General features: G+C 42.8%; 20 protein-coding genes. 4 read left to right on the top strand and 16 right to left on the bottom strand.

Translation table 11 applies throughout. The annotated features are described in order from the left end of the window. Positions 1-201: 201 nt before the first annotated feature. Together AB4329_RS09295 and AB4329_RS09290 are read right to left on the bottom strand one after the other, a co-directional pair. Positions 202-582 (bottom strand): hypothetical protein, encoded by a 381-nt coding sequence (locus AB4329_RS09295; protein ID WP_372138114.1) that lies wholly within the window; start codon positions 580-582, stop codon positions 202-204. Positions 583-738: 156 nt separating this feature from the next. Next, positions 739-2,451 (bottom strand): RluA family pseudouridine synthase, encoded by a 1,713-nt coding sequence (locus AB4329_RS09290; RefSeq protein ID WP_102431344.1) that lies wholly within the window; start codon positions 2,449-2,451, stop codon positions 739-741. A 291-nt stretch (positions 2,452-2,742) separates the two neighbouring features. On the opposite strand from AB4329_RS09290, the gene AB4329_RS09285 reads away from it, so the two are divergent. After that, on the top strand, positions 2,743-3,195 hold the full coding sequence (locus tag AB4329_RS09285; protein WP_102431345.1) for an NUDIX pyrophosphatase: 453 nt from the start codon (positions 2,743-2,745) through the stop codon (positions 3,193-3,195). A 17-nt stretch (positions 3,196-3,212) separates the two neighbouring features. Here AB4329_RS09285 and AB4329_RS09280 read toward each other — a convergent pair whose 3' ends face one another. The 9 genes from AB4329_RS09280 to AB4329_RS09240 form a co-directional block, all read right to left on the bottom strand. Further along, positions 3,213-3,638: a bifunctional diaminohydroxyphosphoribosylaminopyrimidine deaminase/5-amino-6-(5-phosphoribosylamino)uracil reductase RibD gene (locus AB4329_RS09280; protein ID WP_102431346.1), complete on the bottom strand. Its 426-nt coding sequence runs from the start codon at positions 3,636-3,638 to the stop codon at positions 3,213-3,215. Positions 3,639-3,809: 171 nt separating this feature from the next. Continuing rightward, positions 3,810-4,364: a nucleotidyltransferase family protein gene (locus tag AB4329_RS09275; protein WP_102431347.1), complete on the bottom strand. Its 555-nt coding sequence runs from the start codon at positions 4,362-4,364 to the stop codon at positions 3,810-3,812. Then, a complete protein-coding gene (locus tag AB4329_RS09270) occupies positions 4,364-4,651 on the bottom strand; it encodes a putative quinol monooxygenase (RefSeq protein WP_102431348.1) in 288 nt (95 codons plus the stop codon). The genes AB4329_RS09275 and AB4329_RS09270 overlap by 1 nt, the downstream gene beginning before the upstream one ends. A gap of 928 nt (positions 4,652-5,579) precedes the next feature. Then, positions 5,580-6,437, bottom strand: coding sequence for a hypothetical protein (locus tag AB4329_RS09265; RefSeq protein ID WP_017060585.1), 858 nt, complete (start codon positions 6,435-6,437; stop codon positions 5,580-5,582). Then, positions 6,437-7,291, bottom strand: coding sequence for an ABC transporter ATP-binding protein (locus AB4329_RS09260; protein ID WP_102321049.1), 855 nt, complete (start codon positions 7,289-7,291; stop codon positions 6,437-6,439). The genes AB4329_RS09265 and AB4329_RS09260 overlap by 1 nt, the downstream gene beginning before the upstream one ends. Beyond that, on the bottom strand, positions 7,288-7,659 hold the full coding sequence (locus AB4329_RS09255) for a GntR family transcriptional regulator (protein ID WP_017060587.1): 372 nt from the start codon (positions 7,657-7,659) through the stop codon (positions 7,288-7,290). Before AB4329_RS09255 ends, AB4329_RS09260 begins: the two co-directional genes overlap by 4 nt. Positions 7,660-7,882: 223 nt before the next feature. Further along, a complete protein-coding gene (locus AB4329_RS09250; RefSeq protein ID WP_372138112.1) occupies positions 7,883-9,628 on the bottom strand; it encodes an EAL domain-containing protein in 1,746 nt (581 codons plus the stop codon). Between the two features lie 835 nt (positions 9,629-10,463). Next, positions 10,464-10,943 carry a type II secretion system protein gene (locus AB4329_RS09245; protein ID WP_017060589.1) on the bottom strand — a complete coding sequence of 160 codons (480 nt, stop codon included), beginning with the start codon at positions 10,941-10,943 and terminating at the stop codon, positions 10,464-10,466. A gap of 250 nt (positions 10,944-11,193) precedes the next feature. After that, a complete protein-coding gene (locus AB4329_RS09240) occupies positions 11,194-12,705 on the bottom strand; it encodes a putative bifunctional diguanylate cyclase/phosphodiesterase (protein WP_372138111.1) in 1,512 nt (503 codons plus the stop codon). Between the two features lie 59 nt (positions 12,706-12,764). Between AB4329_RS09240 and AB4329_RS09235 the strand changes: the two genes are divergently transcribed. Continuing rightward, positions 12,765-13,454, top strand: coding sequence for a response regulator transcription factor (locus AB4329_RS09235; RefSeq protein WP_017060591.1), 690 nt, complete (start codon positions 12,765-12,767; stop codon positions 13,452-13,454). Then, positions 13,447-14,796, top strand: coding sequence for a sensor histidine kinase (locus AB4329_RS09230; protein WP_372138110.1), 1,350 nt, complete (start codon positions 13,447-13,449; stop codon positions 14,794-14,796). Before AB4329_RS09235 ends, AB4329_RS09230 begins: the two co-directional genes overlap by 8 nt. 145 nt (positions 14,797-14,941) lie before the next feature. Here AB4329_RS09230 and AB4329_RS09225 read toward each other — a convergent pair whose 3' ends face one another. Continuing rightward, positions 14,942-15,478 carry a GNAT family N-acetyltransferase gene (locus AB4329_RS09225; RefSeq protein WP_017069226.1) on the bottom strand — a complete coding sequence of 179 codons (537 nt, stop codon included), beginning with the start codon at positions 15,476-15,478 and terminating at the stop codon, positions 14,942-14,944. 226 nt (positions 15,479-15,704) lie between these two features. On the opposite strand from AB4329_RS09225, the gene AB4329_RS09220 reads away from it, so the two are divergent. Then, entirely contained in the window at positions 15,705-16,970 is a 1,266-nt protein-coding gene (locus AB4329_RS09220; protein ID WP_372138109.1) for an HD-GYP domain-containing protein, read from the top strand. A 134-nt stretch (positions 16,971-17,104) separates the two neighbouring features. Here the strand turns inward: AB4329_RS09220 and AB4329_RS09215 are convergent, their stop codons facing one another. The 4 genes from AB4329_RS09215 to AB4329_RS09200 form a co-directional block, all read right to left on the bottom strand. Then, a complete protein-coding gene (locus AB4329_RS09215) occupies positions 17,105-17,554 on the bottom strand; it encodes a PTS sugar transporter subunit IIA (RefSeq protein WP_017070990.1) in 450 nt (149 codons plus the stop codon). Then, positions 17,551-18,807: a PTS ascorbate transporter subunit IIC gene (locus AB4329_RS09210; RefSeq protein ID WP_017064873.1), complete on the bottom strand. Its 1,257-nt coding sequence runs from the start codon at positions 18,805-18,807 to the stop codon at positions 17,551-17,553. The genes AB4329_RS09215 and AB4329_RS09210 overlap by 4 nt, the downstream gene beginning before the upstream one ends. 10 nt (positions 18,808-18,817) lie before the next feature. Next, entirely contained in the window at positions 18,818-19,087 is a 270-nt protein-coding gene (locus AB4329_RS09205; RefSeq protein ID WP_017064872.1) for a PTS sugar transporter subunit IIB, read from the bottom strand. Positions 19,088-19,371: 284 nt separating this feature from the next. Further along, positions 19,372-19,848 (bottom strand): hypothetical protein, encoded by a 477-nt coding sequence (locus AB4329_RS09200; protein ID WP_372138131.1) that lies wholly within the window; start codon positions 19,846-19,848, stop codon positions 19,372-19,374. Between the last annotated feature and the right edge of the window lie 542 nt (positions 19,849-20,390).

Here is a 20,390-nt window from a genome sequence, read left to right as displayed (position 1 = left end):
GACAAGAAGGATAGAGTTGTTCAAGAATATGGTGAAAGTATCGATGAACTTATCTCTATGAGTCCGAATCTACGAAGTCGGTCTGCGCACTGAATTGTATTACAAAACATTATTACGTTTATAGCTAACGAGTTCAATCAGTTAGTAGCAGGGTGGCTTGTAATCGCCAAAGACACATTGTAATGATTATCGACTTGCTTGTTATCTTTTCTTTGGCCGTTTTTCGACTAAACCGTTACGCTCTAAACCGCGTCTAACACTGCTGCATAGCTTACCAAAACGGCGCAGTTCTTCGAAGTTAGGGCCTTGGCCAATGGAAATACTGTGCTCCCAATACATTAACTCGCTGTCGACCATCTCAAGTAGTTTCTTAGAGCAACCCGAGCAATTTCCTTTTGGACCACAGATAAACGTCTCTGACTCGTAAAGTGGGAGTTCGTTTTTAACTTCTTCAATTAAGTTAAGCATTGCCGAGTTTAAGTCTGGCTTTTTGGGTGTAAGTGGCTTCAAGCTTGGTGCTTGAGTCGCAATTAATGGGGAAGTCAGTTTGTTAGGTTGTAAGTTCAAAGCAGCTGATGACATATCAAAGGCCTCAAGGAGAGAAGAAGGTGGGCATGCTACTCTTCACAACAAAGTGAATCTTGATGTAGTGCAATAAGCGCGGATATATACCCAAAAGAGGTAGGAGCCACAAGCGTTGTGGCTCCTTTCATTAAGACTCGTTATTAATGAGATATTTTAGAATTCGGCGTCGAACTGAAACTCCATCCACTCTTTGGTCACCGGGTGGTGCAGCGCAAGTCTTTCCGCGTGTAAGTGCAATCGGTCGGCTTTATTGCCATATAGGCCATCACCGACGATAGGCATGTTAAGGCCTTCTTCATGTGAACAGTGAACACGCAACTGGTGTGTACGCCCTGTTTTAGGGTGCAGGTAAACCTTAGTGGTTTGCTCGTTTCGCTCAATCACTTCCCATTTGGTTTCTGCAGGCTTGCCGTGTTCGAAGCAGACAATCTGACGAGGGCGGTCATACAAATCACCACGCAATGGCAGTCGAACATAGCCTTCATCTTCTGCTAGAACGCCTTCAATCATTGCCACGTATCGCTTCTCGACTTCACGAGTAATGAACTGCTTCTGCAAGCTCTTGTTCGCACGTCGTGTGAGAGCGAAAATTAGAATACCCGAGGTTGCCATGTCTAAGCGGTGAATAACAAATGGTCCTTCAACGTCGGGATGCATTTCTTGAACGCGTGTGTAGGCGGAATCTTTGATGGTTTTACCCGGCACGGATAGAAAACCTGCCGGCTTGTGTATTACAACGATGTGCTCATCTTGGAACAGAATATCCAGCTCTTTGCCTTCAGCAGGGTTCTCTAGCAATGGGTTTGGATCGACTTCTAGACCTTTCATCATATGGCCTAAAATCGGTACACACTTACTTTGGCAAGAGGCGTAGTATTTCTTGTGCTTTCGGATTTCAGATTTCGGTGAACGACCCCACCAAAATTCAGCCAATGCCAATGGTGTGTAACCATTTAAGTACGCGTATTGCAGCAATTTAGGCGCAGCGCATTCGCCAGAGCCTGCTGGTGGTATCTTGTTTGGCGTGTTTTCAAAGATCTGGTTAAGGTCTTCAACGTTTCCTTCCGCATTTTGGAAAGCGTATTGTGAAAACAGCTTGTGTTGAAGCTGATGAGAAATGTGTGCTCTTTGCTCTTTTAGCTCAGCCAGTTGAGTTGTGAAAACATCAACTTTAGCCTGCAATACTTGCAGGGTCTGTTCCCAGTTGAGTTTTAGGTACTTCTGCTGGTTCTTGTCGGCAACACTGGCCTTGTTTAACTCATTGTTCAATTGCTCGAAGGCTTGCTCATCAAGGTTTTCTTTACCTTGTTCACGTTGTTCTTTACGCGTTTTTCGGCCTTCAATAATCAATAGACGTTGAGCTTCAATTTCTTGCTCAGCTTGCGTTTTTTTCTGCGCCAGTTGCTCGCACAACTCAAGGTATTCTGCGTTAGCTTGTAGTGCTTTGAATTTTGCATTCACAGCCATCATGTCGGCAGTATCTTGATGGAAAAAACTGTCGCTGCTTAGCATGTCAAATACTGGTGGCACAAAGTGGGGCAATAGGTTCTGGTCTGCGATTTTTCCGGAGAAAGCAGAAAAGTAACCAAGCTCACCTTCAGGGCTTTTAACCAGCAACACACCAAACATTTTGCCGCGACCTTCATCAGAATCCAGCCCGAAGTCGTGTTGCCAGTCGGTTTGTGTTTCTAGATGCTGTTGAAGCTGATGAGATGCGATTTCACACAGTGGGTGTGGTTCGTAGTAGAACGGGAATGTGAAACGCTCAGGCAACGAATATGACTCGATCGGCTGTTGAAAACGAGTGAAGCAATGCTCAGGTGTGTGGCTGTTTTCTGAGTCGTGCGTTGGTTTTGATGAGTGCATAGTCGTATTAATACTTATATCGTGGTGATAAATGGTTGTGAGTCTACTGTGTATGTTTAGAGACGTTAAACACAGTACAAGGCGGCGATTCTACTCTTTATCGAAAAGCGCCTCAAATAAGAAATGGTTCTATTATTGGATAGCCAAGCGAGACGGTTAACACTGAACTCATGAGTTATGGCTTGAACGCCATTAATTGATGAGTAACTTCTCGTTTTTAATCATAGAAGACAATTTAACAAACGAAGGGTGTTAGCCTTGCCGCCCTCTTATGAAAACTAAGGTAACGTTATGATTCCACTCAATACTTCCATTGTCTCCGGTGTCGCTATTTCAGAGATCGACGGACAAATGAAAATGCTACTAATGAAGCGTGTGAAGGGCGAGTTTTGGTGCCATGTCGCAGGTTCGATTGAAGCGGGTGAAACAGGCTGGCAGGCTATCGTGCGTGAGTTTGAAGAAGAGACCCAAATTGAAGTAGAAGCTTTGTATAACGCGCAGTTTCTAGAGCAGTTTTACGAGGCGCACGTGAATGTGATTCAACTAATCCCTGTGTTTGCAGTGCTATGCCCGCCCAACCAAGCGATTGAACTGAATGACGAGCATACCGAGTACCGTTGGTGCAATCTAGAAGAGGCAAAAGCATTAGCGCCATTCCCTAACCAACATGCGGTCTACAATCATATCTGGTCGTATTTTGTCGACAAACCAGTCAATCCGCTTTACCGAGTAAAATTGAATTAATACTGGCTGTTTAAGGTCTAGGACTTACCAAGGTAAGGGGTTAAAAAAGCGCTCACTTGTGTTTGGCATAACCCCACATCCACCTTCACGCCGTGTGATTCAAGGATCGCAACACCACGACCATTATTACGAGGATCTGGGTCTAGCATCGCCACTATTACGTGTTTTACACCGGCTTTAACCAATGTATTGGCGCAAGCGGGTGTTCTGCCGACAAATGAACATGGCTCTAATGTCACGTAAGCGGTAACCCCTTCCATTATTCCATCATAGCTATTCAGTGCTTCAACCTCGGCGTGGTTTCCGCCGACTTTTTGAGTGTACCCAACAGACACCACCTTATCGTTCTTCACCAAAACGCAGCCTACTGGTGGGTTTGGTTGGCAATCAGGTAAGGCTTGGCGCGAAACTTCAAGCGCTCGCAGCATGTATTGTTGGTTCATGGTCGTTACTCTGTATGACGAGAAGGCGCAGCAGTTAGTTGCCACGCGTGGTTGATGAGTTGATTAGTGACTGACTTACTAAGCTACTAAGTTAGTCAGCTAACAAGTGGGGCATGGTCGATCTGATTGGACTTTTAGTCAATGGTTTTAGCGCTTGAATTCGAAAGCTAGTTAACGGTGACTAATCGTTAACTTAGGCCACTGGGTCAGCCAGTTCTTGGATTGTACTCTTTGCTCAAAGATATCTCGGCTACGCTTTGGGTTGGGGGTGACTTTTAAACCAAACAAGCTCTCTAAACCAAACGCCGAAATGCACTCGATATCCCCAGTGAGGCTCTGTTTTATGGCGACTGCGGTTTCTTTCTCTGGCCAATAACTCATCGCATCCAATGAGCTTTGGTAAGGTTTGTCGCCATTTCTAGTGTGCATGCAGGCTTGATTGCGAACTTGCCAATTCAGTTCGGGTAACCGTTGTTTAAGCAGAGCCTCGTATCTAAGATCCGATTCGTAGGAAGTATCAATGGGATCAAAGTAGATCACATCAATATCATTGAGTGGGGTCGGGGAGGTATAACCATGTAGGTGATCCCAAACGAGGTTTCTCACAAAGCCCGCAGCGACATAACACTGCGGTAAATCCAACTGAGATACACAGTCTATAACCTGCATTCGCAAGGGATCTTGTTTGATCAATGTGATGATGTGGTTGGCTAGTGGATGTATCATTATGATGTCGGAACATCGGTGACTTGGTAATGACGCGTCACGTTCTGGGAGATTTCACCCCATTTCGAGGCTTTTACTCGCTGTTGATGCGCTTCGAATGCTTCTTGGCTAGTGAATTCTTCATACACTTCAAAGCGATTAGGTTGAAGGGTGCTTTGACTGACTCGAAACACGATACAACCAGCTTCTTCCAGTGTCAGTTCTTTGTGCGCAACCAAGGCTTGTGTGACGGCTTCTAGGTCGTTGTCTGGCACTAGAATATGCCCTTGCAGAATTACTTTACTCATAATTACGTCCATTTAATTTTATTCACTACGGCTTTTTTCTATCAAAAGCTCTATCCGTTACAAACATAATCCCATTTTGATGTTGTGACGTATAGGCTGATGTGGCGATTATTTGTTCATATTGAATGTGGGATTTGTTACATCGTAACTTTAAGGGCAATATGATTAATAAAAGATAAGACACTGGAACTAAATTCGCGTTGGTCCGGTCTATTAAATTAGTATCATTGAACTGTATTGATACTGAAATGAATTTGTCATCTGAGAGAACTAACCTTAATTTTGAACAGCGGCTCATAGGATTGAATTGAGCCATAGTTGATATCTGGGTCATACTTTGATGTAAATGGTACTCAAAACTCTATATATTTTGTGATTTGTATCATTGATCTGGGCGTCAAACACCGTTAGATTCGAATGGTTGGCAATAAAAATAGCTCATGAAGAGCAGTTAAAGAAAAGGAAATATCCCTTATGAAAAAAATGAGAAGAGCACAGCTTCATCGCGTTCGTATCCAATACTGGAAAGACACGTCAAAAGAAGCATCAAAGAAATAAGCTTTAAATCGTAAAGCTTTAAAAGCTGAAAAGCTTAATCAAATGTAAAACGCAACAAACCGATTTCATTAGCACTCTTGAGGACCTTCATCTGGTCGGCGACTAAAGAAATCATCCCTAAAGAGCTGGCAGGCATTAACAACAATGCAATTTAATGTCAGCTCATTAATACCTCCTCTAAGTTTATCTTCGTTTGTTAAACCTGTTACCCCAAACTAAAGCTTGTTCCTTGTTCCTTGTTCCTTGTTATCGCATCCCTGTACTCGTTAACGTCTTGATAATAAAAAAGCTCCCGATTTCTCAGAAGCTTTGATTTAGATTTTGATATCTGATGTGACTGCCCGATAAAGGCTCGTGCTTAGGATAGACTCTAACGTTGGAACAGCGTCTTTAAGCTCACATCGTCCGTTCTATTTAGCTTTAGGCTCAGTAGATAGCCACCAACACCGATTAGTGCGTAAATACCTAAAGATAAAATCGGCGCTTCTGCAATCGCACTTAATGGGTTGCTTGCTATGAGTACATTCATTGGTAATGACGCGATGAGAGATAGGAAGTCATTGATGCCATAGAACCCAAACACTGCGACAGAGAGGAACTTAATCGCATAGCTTGAGATGAAAATGACAAGCAATGGAGAGTTTACCAGCTGCGAAATCGCTAGAGTGACGGTTGCCAGTGGCAATAAAACCAGTGCAACTAACATCATTCGTCCAAAAAACACGACCCAGTTGCTCAGCACATAAAACAGAGATTGTTGTTCAACCAATAGCGCCAGTTGTTGTTCACTTGAGACGTTCAATATCCAGAATAGAAAATCTGCGAACAGTACTAACAATGCACAGATAGCCGGAATCACCACTAAACCGAAGCCGAGTTTCACACCGTGAGTCATTGCGTTAGATACCGGCATACTTCTCCAAAACATCGAACTGCCTTCTTGGCGCTCTTTACGCAGCGTTTTAGGGATGTAAAGCGTTGATAGGATCAGTGAAATAAGGCCCGCGCCAAAGTAGATCACTGAGTTGAGGTCTTGTGCGAACTCTCTGTGGATGTCGCTCACGTCACCGTTCACTTGCATTTCGAAGAAAAACTCATGCTGCGCTGCGCCATTGAAGAACAGACTAACGAACAGTAAGAAACCACATAACGCGACAAACAGAGGCAATCGAGTGTTAATTTTGTGCTCGATGAGTTCTTTTTCTAGCATGTAAAAACTTGGATGCATTATGCCTTCTCCGTCTGTGTTGCAAGGAATAGATCTGCGAGACCAACGTTATAGATGTTACCCAGTGATTCAACCTGCGCTTTGTATTGACCTTCCAATAACCACTTAGTGGTGCCCAGGCCTGATTGCGAGGTCAGTGGGTTGAGTTTCTGTATCTCGCTTGAATGGTTATTTGCGACTTCGATAATGAAATAGTCATTTTCGATGTCTTCCATGCTCTTTTGCAGCACACAATGGCCTTGTTTTAAAATCAGAACATCCGTTAATAAATGTTCAATCTCTGAAACCTCATGGCTTGCAATGATCATGGCGCGTTCGCCGTCGTGGAACCACTCAAGTAGATGGCGATAAAAAGTATCGCGGTACAGTAAATCTAGGCCAAGTGTAGGCTCATCTAAGATCAACACTTGGGTGTCAGTCGCGATGATGATCGCAAGGTGAAGTTGTACTTTCATCCCTTTAGAAAGCTGCTTGATAGTAGAAGACAACTTAATGTTGGTGCTGCTTAATGTCTGTTCTGCTTTTTGCTTGTTGAAGCTAGGGTGCACACCTTGTGTGTATCGAAGTAGTTGTTTAACCGTCATCCACTCTGGTAACACGTTAACATCTGAGATGTACGACAAGTGCTGCATGAGCTCTGCGTGCTGGTGGATAGGGTGGTAGCCGTTTACTTCAATCTCACCTTGATAGTTGTGTCCACCAAGCAGTGATTTGATCAGAGTCGATTTACCTGCGCCATTGTGGCCCAGCAGTCCAAGCACTTGCCCCGGTTTTAACTCAAAGCTGATGTTCTCGACACCCACTTGATTTGAATAGGTTTTGGTTACGTTTTTCACGGAAAGTAACGTACTCATGACTTGTCCTTTATATGTTGTGCTAGCTGTTTCACGAGTTCTTCGACACTCATATCAATGATGCTTAGCGTCTCAGCGATGGCTGGGATCTGTGTGTTGATGAATGATTGGTGTGCGGACTCTTTCAATTTTTGAAGTGCCCCTTCGGCCACATACATGCCTTGGCCGCGTTTTTTCTCTACCAAGCCTTCATCCACCAGTAACTGGTAGCTTTTCATGACAGTAAGGTGGTTGATCTTGAGATCGGCGGCAACCGCACGCACAGAGGGCAATGCTTGTAGCTCTAGCCAAACACCCTGAAGAATTTGGTCACTGATCTTGGCGGCAAGCTGCCTAAAGATCGGCTGGTCGTCTTTCCATTCGGTCATAATTAAAACTGCATGGTGATATACATGTGTATAACACTAACCTATTTATTCGAGTTGGCAAGGATTTTATGAAAGTGCATCGGGTATTTTTATGTTTAGATAAAGCACGTTTGGTGGGGAGGGCACTTGAAGCCTACATCCTTGTGGGCTCTCAAGCAGCTGTATAAGCGATGATTATTTGAATAGGGAATGGTTGCTGATCAAGATTTCTATTAGGCTGGGCCTATTGCTCCTTTGAGTCATTAGGCCGGCTATATAGGTAACCTTGATGTAAGTTGTAGCCTAACTGACACAAGATATATTGCTGCCTACGCGTCTCGACACCTTCATAAATCATTGTGATATTTGATAGGCGTCCAATCTCCGAGATATTGAGCAATACACCCTGATGATGCTCTCCTGACTCGATATCCTTAACAAAGCAACGATCCAGTTTTAGATAGGCCGGAGAGATAACATTGATGATTTCGATGTTGTTATTGCCCGTACCAAAGTCATCCAGAGCGATAGTGATACCAAGCTTTTTGATATCCTTAATGTTATCGATAACCTCACACCCATAGCCAATGTTCGAATATTCAGTAATCTCTACGACAAACTCATTCGCTTCCATCGCGGCTAAATGCTCTCTGAGCCTTGCGAAGTTCGACCCTACCAAAGCACTCGGACACACGTTGACACCATAGATCTCATGGCTGTTGTTTAACTTCGCTTTTCTGACTGTCTCGATGAGTAAAATAGTATGAAAGGTGAGTAAATTGGTGCGTCTCATGGTGTTGATGAAGCTTAAAACGCCAACGTTACGCACACGAGATAACAACTCGTAGTAGAGAACGCAGTTGTCTTCGGTGTTGATGATCGGCTCTTCTTCAAAGGAGATGTGTTTCCAACGAAACAGGTAGATCACGAAACCCAGAATATAGGAGCGATAAAGCAGGGTGGCGAGTATCAGAGAAAGCGCAATCCATAGTGCAACAATGTCGTCACTGTAGAAGGTGATGGTTGCACCCGTTGGTAGGGAGGTTTGATAGATAGATTTACTCTCTTCGCCAAGGTTTAAGATGTGGTAACCATTCTTCTGGATGGAAATCGAATCGACTAATAGAGGCAATAGTGAGTTCTTGTATCGAGCTTCGATAGATCGTTTAGATATTCGAGCAACCATCTCAATGTCGTGCTCGGTATCCATGAAGCGTGAATAGGCAAAGTCAGCACTATCGTAGAAGTCGTCTAATTGATTGAGCTCTATCATCTTAGAACGTGTTTTAGAGATATAGCAGGAGTCATAAGGTGTGGTCATGACGACAGAATCAAGGTTGAGCGAGTGCCTTAGCGAGTGCACAGCCCCGTGGCTATCGCAACCGTAGTCCATGACTTCTGCTGCAATGTGTTTGGTGTTCTCACTGTATTCATTCGCAATCTTCGTCGTATAAAGGATTTGGAAAAAGTAGACAACGAAGAGGAAAAATGAAGAGACGGTGAACACGGTTATCAGAGCCTTAATCAGCTCTCGATGATAGGTGTTGAACATCAGTTTCAACATCTCGAACTGGCTGGGCTTGAACTGGTTGATGTCGTACTTAGGTGCGATACGGTTGGTTGAGCTTTTATCGAGATCGATAAAGTAACCTACCTTATAAAGGTTAGAGATAAGTTCGCTATTATTATCTACCTTCGCTTTCTTACATAAGCTTCGATATTTCTTTCTTATAGAAGCAATAATATTTTTTAACGCGTATAAGCTAAACTCTTCGTCAAAGTGTAATTTAAAAGATTCTTCAACATCTCGTGCAGATTGAGGGTTTGATATTGACGAGTGTTCAATAAGGTATTTGAAAACAAAACTCTCTTTACTATTAAGAGTTTCCTCTGATATCTTATTACTGTCTCTTTTTATGTATATTTTTTCTTCATTGTAGATCAGTTGCAAGCTCTCATTATTGTTATTTATATTGAAAGAACAGTGCATAGCTCAACTCCTAAGCGATAGTTATTATATTTGTGTGATGGATATGTGATGGCTGGGATTGTCATTCAACACAAGAGTTCGATCTAAATAATATAACCAAAATGTCACCATTTTATCTCAAGATGTTGATACTAATCGCAGAATTTGGGCTTTAATGAAAGGTTATGGAGATGTTCACCCAAAAGTTGAATTTATAAATGAAAGCCAATGATTTACAAGGGGTAAAGGGGATTTATCCATTTGTTTTGGTATTTATCCATTTCACAGCTTCTACGCGGTAGGTTTAGCGACTGGATTTAGAGGTTTCTAATGTAGCTTCTGATGGTATTCATCCGGTTTATCGATGTGTGAGATTTATCAGAATTTTTCATGATAAAATTAAATTATGTCATTTTATGTGATATTAATATAATTTATGTGGCGTATTGTTTTGGTGATTTAATTAAAGTAATCAATGATAGAATTAATTATATTTGTTGAATGATTGACTTTAATTTATTCTGTTACGAAATTTAAATAATTAAACTTTAAGGTGGGATATTTAAAATAGGGAAAGGATGATTTTTATCATGATGTGTTGATTAAAGAATTTTAATGGAATTATTATTGACATATGTATCAAATATGTGTCTATGTAAATATTAATCGGCTAGTGATGAAAATAAGATATGAATGAGGTTGGTGTTATACCATGAGCACTGCCTAAAAGTATAAGCAGCAACAAGTTAGATCAATTAGTGTTATTTTTGAGCAAATGTTAGCGTAACCACATGATATTCAAAGATCTGTTGCGGTGGCTTTGTGTTAACTATGGAAGCGTGCAATCGTTGAGTATTTAACATGCACCATCAAGCACCACGATCTGTGGTTCTTTTTCTGGCTGATAAAGCACCTGACAAAAGTCTCCTTCTGGCGAATAGGTGTAGTTTTCGGTGTCGAAAGAGATGGCGGCTACTCTTTCTGCATTGCTGCCAGAGTCTACTTCTTTGTTGATGACATGAAGCTCTGTTGCGTCGATATTGAGCAGTCTTCTTAGTGAGTCAACATAGGCGATTGGGTAACCATGACAAACGTAGTAGGTCTCAATCTCCGTCTTTTCAACATAGTTGCACTCATCCTCAACGCCAGCAATCGCTGACTTCGCGTAGATCATATCGATACCCGTGCGAAGGTTACCAGCCACATCATGTATTTTACTCGCCCGAGCACTTCCTTGAACGTCTAAGAACTTGACCATAGCTGTCGCCGAAACGATCGCTAAAATTAATACAGAGATGATGAGTTCTAAAAGAGTGAAGCCGTTTTGTCTGTTCATGGTTACCGATTATTTGCTCTGCTAAAGGGACGGAATGAGGGTAATCTAAATACCAAAGTCATTACAGTTAGTGGGTATAATGGTTTGGTGTTTTATTGTGTGAATTTCCAAGTAATTTTCTTTATAAACAATAGCTTAATTATTTCCTCTTACTGTTAAACGCTATGTAAGCATACGTAAGCGTACACACCCACAGCAGCCGATTGTTTAGGAAGCATTCAAACGACTTAATTTATTGATAAATAAGTCTTTAATTGTAGGATTGTCGACCATTCAAAAACTGACTTTCGACTTCATTTGAGGGAATTGGTTTACTAAATAAAAATCCCTGAAGATACTGGTATCCACAATCGATTAAGAACGCTTTTTGCGTTTCGGTTTCGACACCTTCAGCAACCACTTTTAGCCCCAATTTTTCACAGATAGCATGGGTGGCTTGGACAATCGCTTTGCTCCCTTTGTGTGAACCGTGGACGAAGCTTTTATCGAGTTTCACGGTGCTAATCGGTAAGTCATGCAACATCGACAGTGACGAGTAGCCTGTGCCAAAGTCATCAAGGTGAAGCTCTACGCCCAATTTAGAAATATCGCTTAACGCTTGCCTGACTTCACCATGCTTGAAGATCATGGAAGATTCGGTGATCTCAAGGGCGATGCTTTGAGGTTGGATATTGTAGAAGTTCAACATTGCTAATAGCTGCTCGGCAAAGGTCGCGTGCATCTGAATACTCGAAATATTGATACTCATCATCAACTCACTATCAAACTCACGTTGCCATATCGATAGCTGTTTGAGTGCAGAGTTCAGAACCCATTTCCCGAGCGGTACAATCTGCCCCGTCTCCTCCGCTAAGCTAATAAACTCATCAGGGCCTATGTTACCTAGCTCTTTGTCTGACCATCGAAGCAAGGCTTCAAACCCTTTCACCTTGTCGCTGTTGGTGTTCATGATCGGTTGGTAGTGAAGGTTGAGATCGTCGTTTTTTATGGCGCGTGCCAGTCGATGGCGGATCTCTACTTTGCGATGCAGGGTTTGTGCTAAGTCTGGGGTAAACGTTTGGAAGCGGTTTCGACCATTCGCTTTTGCAAGATGCATCGCCATACCCGCTTGCTTTAGCAATGTTTCTTGGTCAACCGCGTTATCAGGGAAATGCGCGGTACCTATGCTGCAACCGACAGATAAACTGCCGATGCCTCTGATATGGAAACTTCGGTTTAAGGCATCAATGATGCGAGAGCAAAGTAGTGGGATATTTTGATTTCGGCAGGTGTGGGCAATCACAATGAATTCGTCGCCACCAAATCGCCCTATCATGCATTTCTCATCAACCAACTGTTTAAGGCGTTCACCAACCCGTTTGAGTAGTTGGTCTCCGACAGTGTGCCCATAAGTGTCATTAACTAATTTGAAGCCATCAAGGTCGACAAACATCAATTCAAACGGTGAGCGATAGGCAATGCTGGTTTCTAGAAGGTTGCTGATCCCACGGCGATTATAAAGCTCCGTTAAACAGTCGTGTTCTGCGTTGTATCTGGCTTTTATCAGCTTCTCTTTTTGCTTTGTTGTACAGGTTAGGTTTAGCAGCAGTTCGCTTTTATCAAAGAGCCACTTTCCTTGCACATCAAAATGGTGTGCTCTGAAGGAGGAAACCTTGATAAACCAAGGCGCACCGGTTGTTGGTTCTCTATTCTGTAAACGTGTATGTACAAAAGTGATTACTATGTTTTGCGTACGGTAAATGTAGGGCTCTGATTCCAACATTGATGATCTATGACCAGTATATATACTGCCTTCGCTTTTAATAAATACTGGTGATAGGAATGTCGAAAACCAAAGTGCTCATTGTTGAAGATGACCAAGAGATAGCTCGTCTAACGACGCTTTACCTCGAAGCTGAAGGTTACAATGTTAGCGTTGTTCATGAAGGGAACTTGGCACTTGAAGCGATCCGTAGTATTGAACCTGATTTAGTGCTGTTGGACTTGATGCTTCCAGGGATGAGCGGCGCGCAAATTTGCCGTCAAGCCCGTGAGTTTTACAATGGAATGATCTTAGTGCTAACGGCCTCTGCAGATGAAATGAGTGAGGTCAGCTTATTTAAATTTGGCGCGGACGATTACGTTGCCAAACCGATTCGTGGCCATGCCTTGTTAGCGCGAATTGAAGCGTTATTGCGTCGAGCGACTCCCGTAAAAACTGCGCAAGAAACTACGGCTGAAAAACAGTGCGATATTGTAATCAACAGCTCTGCTCAAAGTGCCACGCTCTACGGCCAAAACCTCAAGCTTACTTCTGCTGAATTTGAAATCTTAAACCTTCTCGTTAATAACATCTGTCAGGTCGTGACTCGAGACCAGTGCTGTCAGTTATTTAGAGGGATAGATTACGCGTTCAACGACCGCTCGATTGATATGCGCGTGTCTGGGTTACGCCGAAAGCTGCGCATTCACGCAAAAGACAAACAGTTGATTCGTACGGTTCGCAACAAGGGGTACATGCTGGTTGCGTAAGTTCATTGCTACGAAGCTTCGCTCGGTTTCGATGTTTGCTCGCTTATACCTTGGGATTGTGACTGGGATGTCGGCAACGATATTTTTGTTCTTGAACCTTGGTGAGGGGTACATGCGACGCACCGAGATCGAAACCTTCCTCAATGATGGCATCTACTTTGCGGAGCAGTATGTTCGTCAACATAATCAAGAAAACTCACTCTATAAAGAGCTCGATAGAACAGGCTACCAACAATTTTATATCTTCAATTTACGCCTGTTGGAGAATTGGTCTGGCGAGGCGCCTTGCCAACAATGTGAGTTATACACAACCTTAAACGGTGTGCCGATATATCTAAGTGATGACAACCTCTATTCGACCGTGTTTCAGCTACCAAACTCTAAATTCAGTTTTGGGTTCAGTGAGGTAGGGGACTTTTTCTCTCCTGACATTGAATGGTACGAAGACTCAGAACGACACTTTTTGTTAGGGCTGTTGTTGGCTGTGATTGTGGCGATTGGAGTAAGTGTTTACTTACCTGTGAGGCGTTTTCAAGAAAGAATAGAGTTGCTCGTCGAGAAGCAGAAACAGTTTGGTAAGGGCAAGCTTAGTACTCGATCTGACATGGACGACATCCATCCTGTTTCTGATTTGGCCAGCAGTTTTAACTTCATGGCTGAAGAGATCGAAAGCAAAGTAAAACAAAGTCATATTTTCGCTCAAGCTATCCCACACGAAGTACGAACTCCGCTAAGTCGTATTCAACTGGCGACCGATATCCTAAGAAGGGGAGCCCCCGATAATCATCAGGTTCTTTTCGATGACATTGATACCTACATTGAGGATATCAACGAGCTCACGTCAGAAATCATCATGCTGTCGAAGTTGAATGTCATGGATAACTCTTTCTTTGAGCTCGTTAAAGTGACCTCCGATCTTCGTGAGTATTGCCTAGACCGAATTCGTTACTCGAAACTAGACAATGCCACCTTTGAATCTAAGGTACAGCTAGAGTGCAAGATTAAGTGTGATTGCTTAATGGCACGCTTGGTGTTCGATAACGTTCTCAAGAATGCGGGTAATTACACACAAGACAAAGTGTGGATGACGCTGGATGAGAACTCAGAAAACTGGCTGGTGGTGATTGAAGACAATGGTTCTGGAATACCAGAGAATAGGCGTGATGAGGTATTCCTTCCGTTCTCTCGACTAGACTCAAGCAGAACGTCGACCAACGGTGGATTGGGGTTGGGCCTCGCGATTGCTCTATCGGCGGCTAAAAAACTTTCTTGGGATATCAAAATCGACGACAGCAACTATGGTGGCGCCAAGTTCAGTATCGTGATTCCTAAGATCGCATAAGCTGCAGCTTCAAGAGCTCTTCAGGCTCGTCAAATAACAAAGCCACCGACTAATACCGTGGCTTTGTTATATTCCGATTTACAAGCGAGTGACTTCTTAGTTACTACTGCCTAGAGCCTAGAGCCTAGAGCTTAGAGCTTAGAGCTTAGAGCTTAGAGCGATGAAGTCCATAAATAGCGTGGTCTACGATGCGGCCATTCAAGTTCTCGTTACGAGTTATAATACCTTCTAACGTGAAATGTAAGCGCTCACAAACCTTGCGGCTGCTTTGGTTACCGGTTGCGGCTGATATCTCTACCTTTTCCATATCTAACTCATTGAAAGCAACATCAATCAGCTTCTGGACAACGCGCGTCACAATCCCCTTTCCTTGGTATGTCTCAGATAACCAATAACCTATGGTCACCTTTTGCTTATCATGATCAATGGTATTGAAACTGCAGTTACCGACGACCTTGTCTTGATACACGATTGCACAAGTCATGCTTTTCCCTTCGGCATAATCGTGTAGCGAGCGTTGGATGAAGATCCTAAAGTCTTGCTCGGTTTTACAATGTGGCGGCCACACGAGCCATTGACTTAGGTACTCATTCTGGCTTTGTGAGATTTCCGCGTAGTGAGAAGCGAAGCTCTCTTCAACCAATGCGATGGAGAGTTCGTTGTCGATAACCGTTTTAAACATGTCTTTCCTTTTCTTATGGCTGCTTATTTAAGCGAATCTTAGTCGGCAGGCTATAATGTCGCATGATTTTTAATATGCAACCATTTGTAGCACGGATTTTTCGTAATACGTTGGTTCTATCACGAAACTCATTAAACCTTACAATAGTTGTGTATATAATCATTAGCTATGCATTAGTATTAGCGGCCTAAATATATAAAAAATATAAAAATGCTAGGCTTAAATAATGAATCAACATTGCCAGGACGTGACCGTGGACCTAAGGAAGGCTCTATTCGGTATTGCTAAGGCGCTTGATAACGTCGGTTTCGAAAGTAAAAATCATGGACAGAGAGTGGGCTATATCGCGTATCGATGTGCTCTGAGTGTGGGGTGGGAAGAAGAGCAAGCGCAGCTCGCGTTTTCGTTAGGCTTGATTCACGACTGTGGTGTCTCGCAAATTGATGAACAGCTCAGTTTAACGTCTGGGTTTGTACCTGACTCAAGCTATCACCATTGTCAAAAGGGCTACCAAATCTTAAAAGAGTGCCCAGTTCTTTCTATATTTGCTAAGCCGGTTCTTTATCACCATACTCCGTGGTCTGAGCTAAGGGCTATTCATATCAGCGAGTTAGAAAGAGAACTAGCTGCCATCGTGATGCTTGCCGACAGAGTCGATTATCTATACGGCATAACCTCTTCTGATCGTTATGGAAACCTAACACCAGATGGCAAAGCGAGCATCATTGAACGTTTGACTGAACAAGCGGATGAGATGTTCGAAACCAACCTTGTGCAACACATGTGCGAGTTGGTTGATTTGGATGACTTCTGGTTTTCTATGGAGATTCCATACCTCGAGAACATGAGGGATAACTTTGAACCTGTGCCATTTTTCTCCCAGCAAATGTCGCTGGATGAGACGGTGGCCTTTGCCGAGTTTATCGCCAATGTTGTTGATACCAAAAGTTCGTTTACCTTTAAGCACTCTTTAAAGGTTGGGCAGCTTTCAGAATACCTCGCCAAACAGCTGGGTTATTCCTACACCACTCAGCGCAAACTCTATCTGGCTGGGTTAGTCCATGATATCGGTAAACTGCAAACCCCTAATGACATTCTGCATAAGCCGGATTTACTTACTGAAGAAGAGTATTGCTGTATTAAACGCCATGCAACGGACACAAGATTTGCATTGCAGGAGTTGTTCAGTTCACCTCAGGTTTGTCAGTGGGCGTCTAATCACCACGAACGGTTAGATGGTTCTGGTTATCCAATGGGTAAAACGGCTGAAGAGTTGGATCAACCGAGTCGAATAGTTGCGGTGGTCGATGTATTCCAAGCGTTGACTCAGTCTCGCCCTTATCGTGGAGGCATGACGTTAGAAGAGACTCTCGCTATTTTGAGGGACCACGTTGATAACTTTAAGTTGGATCGAGAAGTGTTTGAGTGCCTTAATAAACACGCGCAATATTGCTTTGAATTATCGACAGACAAACGAATGTACGCGTTTTAACGCCACTGAATGCTTTCTAGGTGTGATGCCTTAACTAATATTCGATGAGAAATGACCAAGCACCAGAAACAGAAAAGCGATAGCCGAGGCTATCGCTTTTTTCATGGGGGCTTATCAGGATCTTTATATCGAGATTAGTATCGTTTTAAGATCTCGATGATCGCTTGCTCAGTTTCCGCTGCGATGATGGCATCGATGTCATCATCATTTTGGAACAACTCTGATAGCGCCATAATCGTATGGATGTGGCTATCTGAGTCCATCGCTGCCAGAGTAATCGAAAGGTAAACGTCACCGTTGTCTTCTGACTCTAAATCAACACCCTTCTTGAATACCGTTACTTGCAGTGATGCTTCGTTCACACCATCTTCAGGGCGAGCATGAGGCATCGCAATCTTTGGTGCTAGAACATAGTACGCGCCAATATCCTTGTGTTTTTGCTTGATAGCTTCAACATAGCTTGCTTCGATTTTGTTGCTCGCTAGCAGTGTTGAACAGGTCACATCTATCGCAGCATCAACCGTTAGGTTCTCTTCAGAGTTGATGATAACGCCTTGGTTACCAATTAAATCGAATAAGCTCATGAAACAATCCACCCTAGGATAAGACCAACAACGCCGAAGTCGAAGTCAGCAAACGTTGTCGCTTCAAGACCAAGGCCACCCAGTACTGGAAGCAGTAGCATTGGTAGGAAAGAGATACACAGACCTTGCGTGAATGAACCGAGAATTGCACCGCGTAGACCGCCTGTCGCATTACCGTAAACGCCTGCTGCACCACCTACGAAGAAGTGTGGAACGACGCCAGCTACAATGATTGTCCAGCCAAGCGCGCCTTGAACTGCCATTGCTAGTAGGCCAGCAGCGAAAGAACAAAGGAAACCGATAAGTACCGCGTTTGGTGCTACAGGGAATACCATAGGGCAGTCTAGAGCAGGTTTTGCGCCCGGTACTAGCTTGTCAGAGATACCTTTGAATGCAGGAACGATTTCAGCAATCAGCATCTTCACACCTTGCAGTACGATGTAAACACCACCGGCAAACACAAGAGATTGCATGAAGGTGAATACTACCCAGTTTTGACCGCCTGATACTGTTTCAACAAAGTCACCGCCAGCAACAATTGAGGCAAACATAAAGAAGATAGCCATTGTTGTTGCTACAGCAACTGGCGTATCACGCAGGAACATTAGGCTTTTAGGTACGTTGATGTCTTCTGTTGATTTTGAAGTGTCACCAAACTTGCTACCAATGTAACCCGATACTAAGTATGAGAACGTTGAGAAGTGACCCATCGCCAACTGATCAGTACCCATCACTTTCTCTGTGTATTTTTGAGCAAGTGCAGGCATGATAACCATCAGTGAACCCACAATGATCGAGCCGATTGCAACGAGAGCAGTGCCTTCGATGTTAGCTGTAGACAGGATTACCGCTACCAGCATAGACATGAACATTGTGTGGTGACCCGTTAAGAAAATATATTTTAAAGGTGTTAAACGAGCCAATAAAATATTCACAACGAATGCGAAGAACATAATTAGAGCCATTTCATAACCGAATGCTTCTTGTGCTAATGCAACAATTGCTTCGTTATTTGGAATAACACCACTTACGCCGAATGCTTCAGTAAATACAACAGAGAAGTTATTTAGTGCGCCAACAAGAGCGCCAGCACCAAAACCTAAAATTAGGAAACCCATTACGGTTTTAATTGTGCCTTTTAGAATGGTAGAAACATCTGCTTTTTGTGCAACCAGGCCGATAAAAGCAATTAAACCTACCATGATCGCCGGCTCTTTTAATAAGCCGAGCATGAACTCGAAAAAGTTTTGCATAATTTTGACCTTACATGAAAGTTTTTAGTTGTTCTTCAATAGATGCTTTGTCAAAAATATTTTTAAGGCTGATGATATTCTCTTTACCAGCGTCTTTTAGTTGGTTTGCAACGTCTGTTGCTGCAACCCAAATATCCGCATTGCTTGATGCTGCAGATGAAAGATCTTCGTGATCAACTTCTGCTTCGAAACCGATTTTTTTAGCGACTTCTTTTACTGCCATTTCCATCATTAGAGAAGTACCAAGGCCGTTACCGCAAACTACAAGAATCTTTTTCATAATATTTGTCTCAATTGGATTTTAGGGGTTGAGAAACTTCGTTCTCTTATTGTGTGAGAGCATAGTAATGGAAGTATTCAGATTTCAATAAGATCCCCATCACAAAACTAAAATGAGATTGTGATGGAGATCTCGTTAATTTGTAGTAAAGATCCAGAGTGAGACTTTGATCAAATTTAACTTTTCACTCGAATATGCAACGTATTTTATTGAGAAAGGCAGGCTTAACTAGTTTTTATATTAGAATATAAATCTATAGAGGCTTTATTGTTGAAAACAGAGAGTTAATCGTATCGACCGTAGTCAGTAAGCATTTTCTTAAGCATGCTATTAACGTCTTTGGTCTTTTTATTTCTTTTAGTCAGTTCGCTAAGAGAGGTTGGTTTTGGGGAGGCAATATTTTCACTGTCGACTTCTTCTGTTTTATCTTTCATTTTCTGTACGGCAGGCAATAACATTCTAATTTCTTCGTTATTGGCATTGGTCAGTACCACAATATTTTCAGATTCAACTCGAGTAATGGTTAGTATCCCGTGTTTAACCGATTCAACCTTTTCACCAATCATAATTGATTCAGGCGCGACAGAACGATCGGTGAGTTGACCTGTACGTAATTTCGCCGCACTGATAGCGCGGATATTTCCAGTATTTTCAAACGCGACGATAACAGTATGAGTATTATAATATTCAACTACTGTCACATAACCGTGTCTATTTGTTTTGAATTTAGCTCCAATGTTCATATCGTGCGGAGCTTCCATTTTCTTCACGTGCTTCCTCTCTTAGTCTCAAAGGCTGTTATATCTAATCAGCTCTATTGGTATTTTATAGATAATTATTTGGTGAGGTCATACAAAGTATATACGCATCTAAACTTAAGATGAATCTTGAAGTCTCGGGAAATGAGGCAGAGCACAGAAAAGTAGTAAGAATCACACAGAATTAACCGAGCGATTACGCTCACACACTTAAAGACTTAACATTACAAATTCAACTCCCTACAGATTGTTTACAGTTTTGAAGCTCGAAAACGACGACAAACAATACATTTTGCTTAATCCTTGATCGCGCGATCGTTTGCGTTAAAAAATGTGATGAAAGTCTCACTTAACTGTTTATACTTCTCTTCCGGTTTTAAGCCGGTGCTTAGCCAATACAAGCCGTCACATGGATATGTGAATGACCCCACGGACCGGACCAGCTACGTTCCACTGCTTGTATAAGGTGATTTTTTACATGAACAACTCGTTGTTACATTCGCTAACCCTGTTAGCTCCTTCATCGCGTAGCGTTTTGCTTGCGG

Origin of the sequence: Vibrio sp. 10N.261.54.A5 (genome assembly GCF_041471145.1) — a bacterium.
GTDB lineage: Bacteria > Pseudomonadota > Gammaproteobacteria > Enterobacterales > Vibrionaceae > Vibrio > Vibrio crassostreae_C.
The sequence above is the reverse complement of the archived record's forward strand: the minus strand, read 5'-3'. Positions and strand labels throughout refer to the sequence as shown.

Excerpts from the sequence above, each read along its gene's own strand:
- AB4329_RS09295 (WP_372138114.1), bottom strand. The coding sequence starts at position 582 with ATGTCATCAGCTGCTTTGAACTTACAACCTAACAAACTGACTTCCCCA.
- AB4329_RS09290 (WP_102431344.1), bottom strand. The coding sequence starts at position 2,451 with ATGCACTCATCAAAACCAACGCACGACTCAGAAAACAGCCACACACCT.
- AB4329_RS09285 (WP_102431345.1), top strand. The coding sequence starts at position 2,743 with ATGATTCCACTCAATACTTCCATTGTCTCCGGTGTCGCTATTTCAGAG.
- AB4329_RS09280 (WP_102431346.1), bottom strand. The coding sequence starts at position 3,638 with ATGAACCAACAATACATGCTGCGAGCGCTTGAAGTTTCGCGCCAAGCC.
- AB4329_RS09275 (WP_102431347.1), bottom strand. The coding sequence starts at position 4,364 with ATGATACATCCACTAGCCAACCACATCATCACATTGATCAAACAAGAT.
- AB4329_RS09270 (WP_102431348.1), bottom strand. The coding sequence starts at position 4,651 with ATGAGTAAAGTAATTCTGCAAGGGCATATTCTAGTGCCAGACAACGAC.
- AB4329_RS09265 (WP_017060585.1), bottom strand. The coding sequence starts at position 6,437 with ATGCATCCAAGTTTTTACATGCTAGAAAAAGAACTCATCGAGCACAAA.
- AB4329_RS09260 (WP_102321049.1), bottom strand. The coding sequence starts at position 7,291 with ATGAGTACGTTACTTTCCGTGAAAAACGTAACCAAAACCTATTCAAAT.
- AB4329_RS09255 (WP_017060587.1), bottom strand. The coding sequence starts at position 7,659 with ATGACCGAATGGAAAGACGACCAGCCGATCTTTAGGCAGCTTGCCGCC.
- AB4329_RS09250 (WP_372138112.1), bottom strand. The coding sequence starts at position 9,628 with ATGCACTGTTCTTTCAATATAAATAACAATAATGAGAGCTTGCAACTG.
- AB4329_RS09245 (WP_017060589.1), bottom strand. The coding sequence starts at position 10,943 with ATGAACAGACAAAACGGCTTCACTCTTTTAGAACTCATCATCTCTGTA.
- AB4329_RS09240 (WP_372138111.1), bottom strand. The coding sequence starts at position 12,705 with ATGTTGGAATCAGAGCCCTACATTTACCGTACGCAAAACATAGTAATC.
- AB4329_RS09235 (WP_017060591.1), top strand. The coding sequence starts at position 12,765 with ATGTCGAAAACCAAAGTGCTCATTGTTGAAGATGACCAAGAGATAGCT.
- AB4329_RS09225 (WP_017069226.1), bottom strand. The coding sequence starts at position 15,478 with ATGTTTAAAACGGTTATCGACAACGAACTCTCCATCGCATTGGTTGAA.
- AB4329_RS09220 (WP_372138109.1), top strand. The coding sequence starts at position 15,705 with ATGAATCAACATTGCCAGGACGTGACCGTGGACCTAAGGAAGGCTCTA.
- AB4329_RS09215 (WP_017070990.1), bottom strand. The coding sequence starts at position 17,554 with ATGAGCTTATTCGATTTAATTGGTAACCAAGGCGTTATCATCAACTCT.
- AB4329_RS09210 (WP_017064873.1), bottom strand. The coding sequence starts at position 18,807 with ATGCAAAACTTTTTCGAGTTCATGCTCGGCTTATTAAAAGAGCCGGCG.
- AB4329_RS09205 (WP_017064872.1), bottom strand. The coding sequence starts at position 19,087 with ATGAAAAAGATTCTTGTAGTTTGCGGTAACGGCCTTGGTACTTCTCTA.
- AB4329_RS09200 (WP_372138131.1), bottom strand. The coding sequence starts at position 19,848 with ATGGAAGCTCCGCACGATATGAACATTGGAGCTAAATTCAAAACAAAT.